This is a genomic window from Nostoc sp. C110, assembly GCF_043099725.1.
Lineage (GTDB): Bacteria > Cyanobacteriota > Cyanobacteriia > Cyanobacteriales > Nostocaceae > Nostoc > Nostoc muscorum_A.
On record NZ_CP171148.1, the window covers coordinates 3,132,221 to 3,146,292 of the forward strand.

Genomic DNA, 14,072 nt, shown 5'->3' on the forward strand with positions numbered 1-14,072 from the left:
TGCGTAACAGCTTATTTAATATTTCTAGTTAACAAAATAGGAGATATCATCTGATGGCTCTCAAGAATTTATGGGAACAAGAGCGATCGCAGCGATTGCAAATAACTGCTGAACGCCGTCAACAAGTTAAGCAGTGGAAACAGCTAACTCAACAAGAATTGCATCTGCAAGCAGATATGCTCCATCAAGAATTGAGCAGTTTTGTTACCAGCCTTGACAACAACAGAAAGTTACAACAGCAGCAATTTCAGCAAGAGATTCTAGAGCGGCAATTGGAAATATTGCAAATAAAAACAGATGTCTCGCAACGGCAGCAAGAATACCGCCAACAGCGTTCAGCAAAGGCTCAGGCATTATTCCAAAACTTGCAAAATTTCCGGGCAATCTTACATAACAGTGTTTGGGACGATTGCAGTCCCGAACAACCAGTTTCCCCGATTCCTGCTAAAGAAGAGAAATCAGTTGTAACAGTTCCAAAATGGTCAATCTCCCGTTCTGCAATTAAAGCCACTGGTTTTCGTACTTCCGTCAATACCATAGCTAAGAAAGCGCCTGCGTTGAATGCGGATACTGCTAAATCTAAAGTGCAGCAATACATTCAGCAAGCTGAAGGAGCTACTCTGATAGAAATTGAAGAGGTGATAGGCTTAAGCCGGGTGCAAACGATAGATATCCTACGCTCCTTAATCAAGCAAGGGGTACTGGAACAACGCGATCGCCAATACTTTATTCGGCAACAAGCAATTTCTTGACAAACTTAATTCAAGCTCATTTTTTGTATTTGCAGACTAGCGGTTGGGCGATCGCTTGTCTCTCTCGCCTTAAGCAGCAGAGTACAAAATCGATAAGCATTAAAGCTGGTCTATGTTTTGTAGTATTCAACATTTCCATCTTTTTCCGGTCTGTATTGCAACTACATTTGTACAAGCAATTTGCTCAGTAGATGTAACATGGCAACAAGTTAACCTATTAATAATTAGTTAACCTATTAATAATTAGAAAAAGAGCTTAAATCTTTGTTCAAGCTTCCGGCTTTGAACTTAAAAAATATCCAGATTGGAAAGGGATATAACAAGCTGGTATAGCTCAATCAAGGTTTTTAACTGTGCTATTGGCGATCGCACGATGAAGTTAGTAAACTGAATTGTTTGAGCAATTTTAATGTAAATGCAAAACTCAAGATATATAAGGAGGTGCGATCCATTGTGAATCAATTGATCGAGCAACTTCAAACTAAATTATTCACAGGCAGGCTGAATCTTGAAGCAAGGGATGGGCCAACTTGGACGCTATATTTTCGTTTAGGACGATTAATTTGGCAGGCTGGCGGTTCTAATGCCGATGAGCGATGGCGACGACACTTGTTGCGGTACTGTTCTAATGTGGATGTGACACAGTTGGAGCAGCTTGTTTCTCCCCAAGAAAATTATCGCGAGTATTCCATTCTTGCTAAGTTGCGAGAACAAAAATTAATCGAACAACAACAACTTGTGAGCCTGATTGCAAGCTCAATAGCTGAAGTCCTGTTTGATATAATGCAGTACATTGAAGCTAAAAGAAATGGCGACAATCCAGCAGGGCAGTTATCACATACTACCGTTGTTGGTGAAGTTCCTGGGGTTCTCCTAGCTGTAATACCAACAGAGGAAGTTTTGAAACGGGCTACACAAGCCTGGCAAGAATGGCGAGATGCAGGACTGGCGACCTACTCGCCCAATTTATTTCCGATCATTCAAAAAATTGAGCTACTCCAAGGACAAGCATCCTCTAAACAGATTATTGCTCTAGTTGATGGCACAAAAACTTTACGAGGTCTAGGGCAAAAAAGCGGTCGGGATGTCTTAGCTTTGACTCGGTTATTGATGACATTGGTAAAAACAGGGGCGATCGCTTTTTCACCTACCCCAAAGCTCAGGCAGGTTGTGATTAGTAAAGAAACTGGCAACCCGTCTGGTGCAGTTAATAATTCCAATTCTTCACTAAAGACAGAAGAGGATACTGTTATACAAGTTGCACCCAATTTCAACAAAGTTGCTCCCCTAGCGACTAGCAAAGAAATTGTCAATCCGTCCAGTGCAGTTAATAATTCTAATTCTTCATTGAAGAAAGAAGAGAAGACTATTTTACAAGTTGCCCCCCCGGCGGCTAGCAAAGCAATTATTGATCTCTCAAGACCTTTAGTAGCATGTGTGGATGATAGTCCGACGATCTGTCGCAGTTTAGAGGAAATTATGACCCATCAAGGTTATCGCTTTGTTGGCATTCAAGATTCCTTGACGGCAGTTTTAAACCTAATTAAAAGCAAGCCAGACTTCATTTTTTTGGATCTTTTGATGCCAAAAGTGAATGGCTATGAAATTTGTTCTCAAATCCGTAAAACTCCAAGTCTCAAAAATGTGCCGGTTGTCATCTTAACGGGGAAAGATGGAATAGTAGATCGGATGCGAGCAAAATTAGTAGGAGCAACTGACTTTTTAGGTAAACCTGTAGAACAAGACAAAGTACTGAATATGCTTCACAAGTATTTAAGTGTTTAGGGTCAAGCGGTAGTCATATCAGTGGCTCCCCTACATCCATTTTCAAAACCGATTGTGGATGGGAAATTGCTCCCTAAATCTAGCTTGGTGTTAATTTATTTGTCGCGATTATTTTTCAAATTCTGAATTAAATAGTTAGGAAAAAAATGAAAAAAGTTCTTTTAGTTGAAGATAGCCTCACAGAATCCGAAAAGATGACACGTTACCTAGAGCAAGGAGGATATTCAGTTTATGAAGTTCGCAGTGGTGAAGAGGCTCAACTCAGGTTGAAACAACAAAAACCTGACTTGATCTTACTAGATTTGATTTTACCAGGCCAAAGTGGATTTGAGTTCTGCCGCAAGTTGAAAGCCGATCCGACAACAAAAGGAATCCCGGTAGTGATTTGCTCAACTAAAAACACAGATGTTGATAGAACTTGGGGCAATATGAGTGGTGCTGATGGCTATTTAGTCAAACCTGTAGATGAAAATACCTTGCTTCAGACTGTTAATAAATTTATTCGCTAAAGGAAACTGGGGCAATGTTACAGGGCAATGATAGCTTTTCTTCGCTACCCATGAATAGCCAATTTAGACTTGAAAACTCTTCTCAAGGAAACAACCAGAGGTTTTTAAGATTTCCATTGAATGGAAAGGTAAATGGGTTACTCCCATTAGCTGATTTGCGAGGAGTAATTCAGGTTGCGCTGACCGAGATTTTGCCAGTACCGCAGGTAGCAGAATTCTTGTTAGGCATAATGAATTGGCGGGGAGAAGCGATCTGGATTCTTGATTTAGCAGCTTTATTGGGAGCAACACACTGGTGTCGGCGAGAAAGTGTGCGTAACTCTGGCATGGCGATGCTTATTCAAGTCCAGAATCAAACCGTCGGGCTGTTGGTAGAGCAAGTCAATACCATTGAAGTTCACGATCCCCAAGAGCGGTTAGCGATTTCGACATCGATGTTACCTGGCCGACTAGGCTCGTTCTTACAGGGTTACTTTGTGGATTCTCAAGGTAGCCCTTTGATGTTACTTGACACCCATGTTGTGATTCAAGCCCTTCAGCCTCTTTAAAGTTCAGAGCTTCCTATACAACGCCAAGGGCGGATGCACACAGTCCTCCGCTCTGCATTCTACTTATTAACTCCGACAACCTTCATAGCAAGAAAGATTATGGTAGCGCAACACAATCTTAGACCTAGCCAACCTCAGTCAAATTCCAGCAACGGTTATAAGGAAACCGATAACGGGCATACCGTTGATGTACCAGCAAAACAGCAAATCACCTCCGCTCTAGAAGAATTGCGAACTGAACTGGATCAAGCTGATTGGGTGGAAACAGGGCCATTGCGAGAGAGAATCCGCAAGTTAAAAGAACTACTAAGTGTGTGGCCATATCAAGACGGAGGAGATGGATTAGAGGTAGAGCAAGTACAGGCGATCGCTAGCAAAATCCGCCAATTTTCCGATCTAGATACATTGCTGGCTACTGCTGTCATGGAGATACAAAGCGCCCTGCAAGCCGATCGCGTGGTGCTGTATGAGTTTACGAATCCGACGCTGGGCATAGTTGTTGCGGAGGCGATGAGGGATGGCTTTACCCCAATGCTGAAGGAAAAACTGCCCACCGTCACTTTTGGGTTAGGTTCTGCCAAGCTTTATCAACAAGAAAAATTAGTCGCGATCGCGGATACTTACACTGCTGGCTTGTCCCCTTACCAAAAGCAGTTAATGGAGCGGTTTCAGGTAAGAGCTTGTTTGAGTTTGCCGATCTTAGCAAAAGATGGGGTTTGGGGTTTGTTGGTGGTGCAGCAATGCACTGCTGCTCGCCAGTGGCAGAATGCTGAAATTCAGTTACTAAAATTAATCGAGCAGGAATTAGAAGCGCAACTGCAAGTTGCCGTGATTCAGGCTACGTTGCAACAAGAAGTGGAAAAAGACCAAATCCTGGTCGGTGTAGCGAATAAAATTCTCCAGTCCAAAGATTTGGATACCATCTTTCGTGTTGCCACCCAAGAATTGCGACAGTCACTAAAATGCGATCGCGTGGCAGTTTATCGTTTCCAGCCAGATTGGAGTGGGGAATTTGTGGCTGAATCTGCTGGAGCTGAGTGGATTTCTCTATTAGAAGAACAGCGAAACAACCCAGCAATTGTCAATAACGTTAACTATTGCAGTGTTAGGAACCTTGCAGACGAAGGGGGATTGGTTGGGACAACAGGGCGATCGCACAGTGCAGATAGCTACATTCAGCACACCCAAGGCAAAAATTTCCATCGCGGACAGATTTATCGAGTCACTAATGATATCTACAGCGCTGGTTTTTCTGACTGCTATATCAAAATTTTAGAAACCTATCAAGCCAAAGGATACATTATTGTTGCTATCTTCCAGGGAGAAAAGTTGTGGGGCCTGCTCGCTGCCTATCAAAATTCTCAGCCTCGTCAGTGGAAAGATAGTGAAGTTCGCCTAATGGTGCAGGTTGCAACTCTGTCTAGTATTGCGATTCAACAGGTGCAATATCAGCAACAACTTTATCACCGCTCTGAGGAGTCAGCCAAACTTGTGGAACGAGAACGTACTGTTTTCGGCATCATTGAAAAGATTGGGCAAGCAACGGATCTCCGCACCCTTTTCCGCACTACAACCCAAGAGTTACGGCGATTTTTAAAATGCGATCGCGTTGTCGTTTATCAATTTCATCCAGACTGGAGTGGAGAAGTTATCGCTGAATCTGTGGCTGCTGGTTGGTCGTCACTGTTGGAGATGCAGGAACAAGACAGCATTTTAAAAACAGGTCTGATGTCTTCAGAACGTTGTAATGTTAAGGATTATGGCTCCCCTGTTAAACCTGATGCCGATACCTATCTGAAGGAAACCCAGGGTGGAGTGTACACCAAAGGAACGCGCTTTCGTAAAGTCAACGATATTTATGCTGCTGGTTTTTCACCTTGCTATTTAGAAACATTAGAGAAGTTCCAAGCCAAAGCGTACATCATTGTTCCCATCTTCCGCGCTGGTAATCTTTGGGGTTTGTTAGCAGCCTATCAGAATTCTGATGTTCGGAAATGGACTGAGGAAGAAACCGGTGCTTTGTTGCAGATCGGCGAACCGTTGAGCATTGCCCTCCAGCAAGCTGAATATATCGAACAGCTACGGTTAAAAAATCTCGAAATGACACAAGTAGCTGAAGTAGAACATGCCATCGCCCGAATGACGGATAGAATGCTTCATTCCCAACACCCTGAAACAATTTACCGCACTACCTTGGCAGAATTGCGGCAGTTGTTCAAATGCGATCGCCTAGCAATATATCGCTTCAACTCTGACTGGAGCGGTGAATTTATTGCTGAATCTGTAGGAAGTGACTGGGTGCCTTTGGTTGGTCCCGATATCAAGACCGTATGGGAAGACGAACACTTACAGCAAACCGAAGGCGGGCGCTATCGCAACAATGAAACCTTTGCCGTCAATGACATCTATACTGTTGGTCATGCCCAGTGCCACATCGACCTGTTAGAGCAGTTCCAGGCTAAAGCCTACACCATCGCCCCTATTTTCGCTGGAAACAAACTTTGGGGTTTGTTAGGAGCTTACCAAAATAGCGGTCCGCGCCAGTGGAATTCCGAGGAAGTGCGATTGCTGACCAAATTGGGCATTCAGTTGGGGTTAAGCGTGCAGCAAGCCGAGTACATCGGAGAACTGAAAACGAAAAATGCAGAGTTGGCGCGGGCAGCAGAAGAGGAACAAGTGCTGACAGGGATGGTGGAAAAAATTCGCCAAGCTCAAGAGGCAGATACAATTTTCCTGAATGTGCTGCCAAGTTTACGCAAACAACTACAGTGCGATCGCCTAGCAGTATTTCGCTTTCATCCCGACTGGAGTGTGGAGTTTGTTGCCGAATCCGTAAAAGATAAATGGTTGTCTTTAGCTGATTCCGACATCAAAACGATGTGGATGGACGATCACTTACAAGAAACTCAGGGCGGACGCTATCGCAATCATGAAACCTTTGTTGTCAATGATATCTCCACTGCCGGTCACGTTCAGTGCTACCTAGAGATATTAGAAAAAATCCAGGCCAAAGCTTACGCGATCGCTCCGATCTTTATTGGAAGCAAACTCTGGGGCTTTTTAGGAGCATACCAAAATACTGGCCCTCGCGAGTGGAAATCCAAGGATGTGCAACTGTTGCGAAAAGTAGCTGTGCAAATGGGTATAGGCTTGCAACAGGTTAAGTATATCGAACAACTCAAGAATAAGAATGCAGAGTTAGCCAGAACCGCAGAAGGGGAACGAGCATTAACACGGCTGTCAGAAAAAATCCGCCAAGTTCAAGAGCTAGATACGATTTTCCGCAATGCTTTACCAGAATTGCGATCGCATTTGGAATGCGATCGTCTAGCCGTATATCGCTTCAATCCAGATTGGGGTGGGGAGTTTATTGCCGAATCCGTCAGTCGTGAATGGGTGGCTTTGGTTGGCCCCGATATCAGGACTATATGGGAAGATGAACACCTACAACAAACCCAAGGTGGACGCTATCGCAACAACGAGACATTTGTAATCAATGACGTTTACACTGCTGGTCATGCCCAGTGCCACTTGAAAATTCTAGAGCAATTCCAGATTAGAGCCTATATCATCACCCCGATTATTGCCGGAAACAAGCTCTGGGGTTTGTTAGGAGCTTACCAAAATAGCGGGCCGCGGCAATGGCAAGAGAATGAAGTCAACTTGGTAGCGAAAATCGGCACGCAGTTTGGGGTTGCCGTCCAGCAATCGCAATACTTACAACAAACCTTAAGCAAGAATGAGGAACTGATCAAACTGGCAGAACGGGAAGTAGCAAACGCCCGATTTTCTTATCGCCTGCCAAGTCGGTTAACAGAGATGGCCCAAAGTCGTGGTAATGTTCTGGAATTTATCCAGTTTGCCACCCACGAACTTCGTCAACTGCTGAAAGTAGATCGAGTTGGAGTTTACCGTTTTGAGCCTGATTGGTCTGGAGAATTTGTAGTTGAGTCTGTGACTGGGGATTGGCCTAAGTTGGTGGGAACTAGCCTTGCCAAAGTTAGAGATACCTATCTCCAGTACAACCAAGGAGGGCGTTATGTCCGCAAAGAAAGTTTGCGGGTTGACAATATATATACTGTCGGTCATGACGAATGTCACATCCAATTGTTAGAGATGTGGGGAACTAAAGCCTACATGATTTCTCCGATTTTTCAAGAGAATCGGCTATGGGGGCTGATGGGAGTTTATCAAAATAGCGCACCGCGCCAGTGGGAGCAATCCGAGGAGGATGTTCTCAACCAAGCCAGTGTCCAGATTGGTATTGCCCTCAATCTTGCAGATTACCTAACACAGGTGCGTATTCAAGAGCAGCAACTAGCAGAAGCAGCAGAGCGCGAACGCACCGCACGGGAAAAACTGCAACAAGGAGCTATCCGCGTTCTCATGGCTTTGGAACCATCCTTCAGAGGCGATCTTACCGTTCGAGCGCCCCTATCTGAAGATGAAATTGGGACGATCGCCGATGGTTACAACACTACGATCCAAAGTTTGCGAGATTTAGTGCGACAAGTGCAGATTGCTGCTGGCAAGGTGAGTGAAAATTCCAGCAATAACACTACCTCAGTAGTAAAACTATCTGACCAAGCTCAACAGCAAGCAGAACGGCTCGAACACGCTCTGGAACAATTACAAATGATGGTAACTTCCACCCAGATAGTCGCTGCTGATGCTCAAAAAGTCGGACAGGCGGTGCAAAGAGCTAATAACACCGTCCAAGCTGGTGATTCCCTGATGGAAAGAACCGTAGATGGCATTTTGGAGATTCGGGAAACCGTGTCGGAAACAGCGAAGAAGATTAAACGCCTTGGTGAAGCTTCTCAGAAAATCTCGAAAGTAGTGAGTCTGATTGAAAACTTTGCCACTCAAACCAATTTGCTGGCACTCAATGCTGCCATCGAGGCTACCCGTGCCGGAGAGTATGGCAAAGGCTTTGCGGTGGTTGCAGATGAAGTTCGTTCCCTAGCTTATCAGTCTGCTAGTGCTACCACAGAAATTGAGCGACTCGTGCAAGAAATTCAAGCTGGCACCAACGAAGTTACCGAAGCAATGGAAATAGGGATTACCCAAGTTGTCCAAGGCTCGAACTTGATCGATGAGACTCGTCATTCCTTAAGTGCGATCGTGGTAGCTACCAACGAAATTGGTGGACTAGTACAAGGAATTACCCAAGCAGTTTCCCATCAAAGTCAGCAATCTCAGATGTTGACAGAGGCGATGATGGATGTTTCGGCGATCGCCCGTAAGACTTCAGAAAGTGCTATCCACATTTCCGAGTCTTTTGAAGAACTACGGATGACTTCACAACAACTGGAAACCAGCGTTAGCCAGTTCAAAGTTGACTAAGTAAGTCGTGGTGAATATTTGTTCTCAGGATAAGGCAGAGGGGCAGAGGGGCAGAGGGGCGGAGGGGCAGGGGAGAATCAACTCTCCTCTGCTCCCCTGCCTCCCCTGCTCCCCCTGCCTGCCTTAACAGATAAATCTCCTTGACACCAAGCGTATTATGAACCCCGATCCCAGTAATCAAGAGCAGGCTTTTCTTGCGGAAGCGGCAGAGTTATTGCAAACCATTGAGCAGAATCTGATCGGTCTACTTGATGAAAAAACAATAGAAAAAGTTCATGCCTTGATGCGAAGCGCCCATACTATCAAAGGGAGTGCTGCCAGTGTTGGGCAAGAAACTATTCAGACAATTGCCCATCATTTGGAAGATGTATTCCAAGCGTTATACGCTCCAGAACTGGAAATCGATCCAGAATTGGGTGCTTTGCTTCTAGATGCTTATGAATGCCTGCGAACTCCATTGAGTGCAGCCTTGATGGGCTTATCCTGCAATGAGGCAGAAATACTTGATCGCACTGCCTCAATCTTCGCCCAACTTCAACATAAACTAGGCGACTTTTTTGGTCGTGAAGCTCCGCTTCCCAGTTCGGAAGAACTTGGCTTTGATGTCGTAGAGTCAATCTTTTCCGGGAGTGTACTCCAGGATTTGCAACAGCTGGAAACTGACATCCAAAGCCAAAATCCGCAACAAATTCAAACAACACTCAACTCCCAAGCAGAATTTTTTGTCGAACTAGCAGCATCTTATGGCTTATCTGGATTGGAAGAAATTGCCCAGGCGACCTTAAACGCGCTCAAAGCACATCCAGACAAAGTATTGCAAATCGCTCAGGTGGCTTTAGAAAATTTTAAAGCAGCTCAAGCAGCAGTACTTACAGGCGATCGCACTCAAGGGGGAGAGATATCTCCACAATTGCGAGAATGGGCAGAAATAACTACTCCTGTCCCAGAACTGCAAGAGCAGCCAGTTGCGATCGCTGCCCAACCCACAGAAACGACTACAACCGAGAATAAGCCATCCCCCCTCCTCAGTGCCAGCGAAGCGGAATCAATTTGGTCGTTTTTCCCGAAGCGGACTGATAACTCCCTACCGAAAACACCGGAGGTACTGGCACCTATTTCTCAGGATTCGGTAGTAGCCCCCTCTGCCATAGAGCGGATTTTACAGTCAATCTGGATCGGAGATCCCCAGACATCCTGCCGATACTCAGACTCAGATCGGCCAGCCTCTCCACCACCACCAAGCCTCCAGGCTCAGTCATCGGCATCACTTCCCAGTATCCGAGTCGCGATAGAACAGCTCGATCGCCTCAGCCATACAATTGGGGAATTGCTAATCAGCGAAAACCAACAAAACCTGCAATCTAACCACATCCACAAAGCAGCTCAAGACACCCTACTACAGTTTTTGTACTGTCAACAACAACTGAGTAAAGTTTTTACTTGGTCGGATCGGCATCTGCTGCTTCCCGAACGCAAGCAGCGACATATACATGGCTCTCCACGCTCAGTTCCACCTACCGAGGCACAATCCAATTTTGATGCCTTAGAAATGGATAACTATAGCGAGTTGCACATTCTCCTGCAAAATCTTACAGAAGACATGGTGCAATTAGGAGAACAGATTGAGGCTGTTAATGGCTTAGTTCAGCAATCTCGCTTCAGTCTCGGCAAGCGCAAGCAACTGCTTTCAGGAGCGCAGGAAGATTTGCTGCAAGCCAGAATGGTGCCACTGGGAACAGTGTTGAATCGATTACCCCGCCTCTTGCAACAGATGGTAGCAACTTATCATAAGCCTGTTGAACTCAAGCTTGGCGGTACGAAGGTACTGGTGGATAAAGCCATTTCTGAGCAGTTGTACGATCCCTTGCTGCACATGATTCGCAATGCCTTCGATCACGGCATTGAATCGGTAGAAACCCGTCGCCAGCAGGGTAAACCAGAAACCGGAACGATTACAATTAAAGCCTATCATCAAGGCAACCGCACTACTATTGAGGTACGGGATGATGGTCGAGGCTTTAACTGGGAATCCATTCGTCAGCGAGCTATAGAAAAACACCTGCTGACTCCCGAACAAGCCGCCTACGCCTCAGAAGACCAACTGGCAGATTTATTATTTGAACCAGGCTTTTCTACCGCCAAGCAGGTTGGTGAGTTATCTGGCCGTGGTATCGGCTTAGATGTCGTTCGCACTCAATTGCAAGCTTTACAAGGTTCGATTGTGGTGCGATCGCTTTCAGGGCAGGGAACCACCTTCATGCTGCAATTGCCCCTAAGCTTAACAACAGCACGCTTGCTCGTTTGTCAATCTCAAGGTATTACTTATGGCTTGCTGTCTGAAGGAGTTAGCCAGGTTTTATTACCGCAGCCAGAGCAGATTCAAGTCCAGCAATCTTTACACGGGCAAGGCAGCCAAAAATTCTGGCAGTGGGGAGAAGGGCAAAATCAGCAATTAGTTCCCATCCGCTCGCTTGCCAATTTGCTGGATTACAAATATCCTTTATTCACCCAAGACCACAATTTAAACCTAAGTCCTTTTCCAGTCAAACAACGGAATACCGTCGAACCTCTGCTGCTGTTGGAAACAGAGCATCAATACCTGTGTTTGCAAGTCGATCAGATTTTAGTCGAACAGGAATTAGTAATTAAGTCCCTCGGCAGAGTCCTGACTTTACCTACTTATATCCAAGGCTACAGCGTGTTGGGAAATGGTAGTCTGACCCTAATCGTTGATCCGTTGGAGTTAGTTCGGCAAACTTGGGAGACAGATATGATGCCGACTTCCCCGGCATCAAGTCTTGCAACTAAACTATTGCCTGCGCCTGAGCCTGTTCTTACTCTAGAAGGGCAGCAATCCCAGCTAACCATAACGCAACCGCAGCAACAGCCGATGGAAGTTAATACAGCCGTTGCTCAACCTGACCGACTGACGGTGTTAGTCGTGGAAGATTCGGTTGTACAAAGGCAAAGTTTGGTACAGACGCTCCAGAAAGCCGATTATCAAGTATTGCAAGCAGGCGATGGTCGAGAGGCGATCGCTCAACTGCTGCAACACGGTGATGTCGATCTAGTGATTTGTGACATTGAAATGCCACGTATGAATGGATTTGAGTTTTTAGAACACCATCGCCAAGACGAGCGTTTGTCCGGCATTCCTGTGGTGATGCTGACTACTCGTAGCGGACAGAAGCACCGCCAATTAGCTTTAGCTCTAGGGGCGAAAGCTTACCTGACCAAACCCTATTCAGAACAGAGCTTTCTAGCCGCGATCGCAGAACTGGTTCATACCTGAGATAAGGCAGGGAGCAGGGGAGCAGGGGAGCAGAGGGGCAGGGGAGCAGAGGAGCAGAGGAGCAGAGGAGCAGAGGAGCAGATGGAAAAAGAACCAATTAAAAATCATAAAGACTTGAAAGTTTATCAAATGGCATTCGATGTAGCTATGAAAATCTTTGAACTCTCCAAAAAGTTTCCTGTTGAAGAGCGGTATTCATTAACCGATCAGATCCGTCGATCATCACGTTCTGTTTGTGCAAATCTGGCTGAAGCTTGGAGAAAACGTCGATATGAAGCAGCTTTTGTGGCTAAACTCAATGACTGTGAAGCAGAGGCAGCAGAAACACAAACATGGATTGAATTTGCTGTTAAGTGCAATTATTTGGATGTTGAATTAGGCAGAGAATTATATGGAATCTACAATCGGATCTTAGGTGGTTTGGTAAATATGATTACTGACCCCTCACCTTGGCTAATGAAACGTTAATATTTTTCTCCCCTGCTCCCCTGCCCCTCTGCTCCCCTGCTCCCCTGCCCCCCTGCTCCCCTGCCCCTCTGCCCCTCTGCTCCCCTGCCCCCCTGCTCCCCTGCTCCCCTGCTCCCCTGCCCCCTAACCACAGTTTTCAACACCGACCCACTTATGCTTAACACTCCCTTTCCCTTTAAGCGATTATCTGGCACTGTGAGCGAGCGCGACTCATTACGAGTCGTTGTTTTTGCGATCGCAGACTATTTATTTGCCCTGCCAGTTGGTGCAGTTCTCAAGGTGATGGCTTGTCCCCCTATTAGCAGTACGGTTGAAAGTGGTATCGGGATGGTCGATCTGGGAGCGCAAACCATTACGATTGTGGACTTGCGCCAGAAGTTCATTCAGCAAGTACAAGGCCAACAGGCGCATCAAGTTCCCTCCGCGGTTGATACTTCAGGGCGCTTCTTACTTCTGACTCAAACACGGACTGGGGAAATTTGTGGCATTCCTGTGGACAAGCCCCCTGCCTTAATCGATATTCCTTTATCATCTGTGCGTCCGGTGCCGTGGTCTTATCGGCAAGTAGCGGAGTTAAGCTGTGTGAGCCACATGGCTGTTTTGCCTGTAGCACCAAACGAGGAACCACTCAAAGTACTTCTTTTTGGTATGAGCCAGATATTGGCTGATAAATTGGGGTTGCCCGGAACAACCCCAACCTTGGCTCCTGGATTGACATCAGGCGAACAACGGCAAAGATTTTTGCGTTTTTCCTTGGGGAATCAAGGAAGTGGATTGCTACCATTTGACTCAATAGTGGACATGATTCATCTCGCTAGCCAAGAAATTTCCCCAGCCCCGGCCTTACCAAGTTGGATTTTAGGTTTCTATAATTGGCAAGGACAGATGCTGCGGCTGGTTGACTTGGAACATTTGCTTGGTTATGCGCCACTTTTGAAGCGGCAGTCACGACCAGAAAAGCCAATGGTTCTGGTTCTCGAATTGCAAAATCAGGTAGTCGGGTTTTTGGTGGCTCATGTCTACGATGTAGAGTGGCAGGATTTACAGCAAGCACAATCGGCACCAACCGACCTTTCCCCAAACAAACTACTAAATTTTGTTCGAGGTATTCTGCCAGGCGATCGCTGGATTTTAGACACCAGAGCGATCGCCCAGACATTGCAATGGCAAACCCACTGATAAGAGGCAGGGGGCGGAGGGGCAGAGGGGCAGAGGGGAAAGAACTTGGTATTTGAACTCTCCCCTGCTCCCCTGCTCCCCTGCTCCCTTGCTCCCTTGCTCCCTTGCTCCCCTGCTCCCCTGCTTCCCTGCTCCCCTGCTCCCCTGCTCCCTTGCTCCCCTGCTCCCCTGCTTTTTTATTTGACTTGATGCT

The 14,072-nt window shown here is 46.1% G+C and carries 8 protein-coding genes; all 8 read left to right on the forward strand.

Translation table 11 applies throughout. The features are described 5' to 3' along the window. The first annotated feature begins 53 nt into the window (after nt 1-53). Entirely contained in the window at nt 54-752 is a 699-nt protein-coding gene (locus tag ACFFRD_RS19110; protein WP_392482741.1) for a gas vesicle protein GvpC, read from the forward strand. A gap of 453 nt (nt 753-1,205) precedes the next feature. Beyond that, a complete protein-coding gene (locus ACFFRD_RS19115) occupies nt 1,206-2,537 on the forward strand; it encodes a response regulator (RefSeq protein WP_392482742.1) in 1,332 nt (443 codons plus the stop codon). 146 nt (nt 2,538-2,683) lie between these two features. Next, nucleotides 2,684-3,046, forward strand: coding sequence for a response regulator transcription factor (locus ACFFRD_RS19120; RefSeq protein ID WP_069071669.1), 363 nt, complete (start codon nt 2,684-2,686; stop codon nt 3,044-3,046). 14 nt (nt 3,047-3,060) lie between these two features. Then, entirely contained in the window at nt 3,061-3,594 is a 534-nt protein-coding gene (locus ACFFRD_RS19125) for a chemotaxis protein CheW (protein ID WP_392482743.1), read from the forward strand. 99 nt (nt 3,595-3,693) lie between these two features. Next, entirely contained in the window at nt 3,694-8,940 is a 5,247-nt protein-coding gene (locus tag ACFFRD_RS19130; RefSeq protein WP_392482744.1) for a GAF domain-containing protein, read from the forward strand. 157 nt (nt 8,941-9,097) lie between these two features. Then, nucleotides 9,098-12,232, forward strand: a complete 3,135-nt coding sequence (locus tag ACFFRD_RS19135; protein WP_392482745.1) for a response regulator — start codon at nt 9,098-9,100, stop codon at nt 12,230-12,232. Nucleotides 12,233-12,313: 81 nt separating this feature from the next. Then, complete coding sequence (locus tag ACFFRD_RS19140; protein ID WP_392482746.1) at nt 12,314-12,700, forward strand: four helix bundle protein; 387 nt, start codon at nt 12,314-12,316, stop codon at nt 12,698-12,700. Between the two features lie 153 nt (nt 12,701-12,853). Next, nucleotides 12,854-13,879 carry a chemotaxis protein CheW gene (locus tag ACFFRD_RS19145; RefSeq protein ID WP_392482747.1) on the forward strand — a complete coding sequence of 342 codons (1,026 nt, stop codon included), beginning with the start codon at nt 12,854-12,856 and terminating at the stop codon, nt 13,877-13,879. Nucleotides 13,880-14,072: the final 193 nt, after the last annotated feature.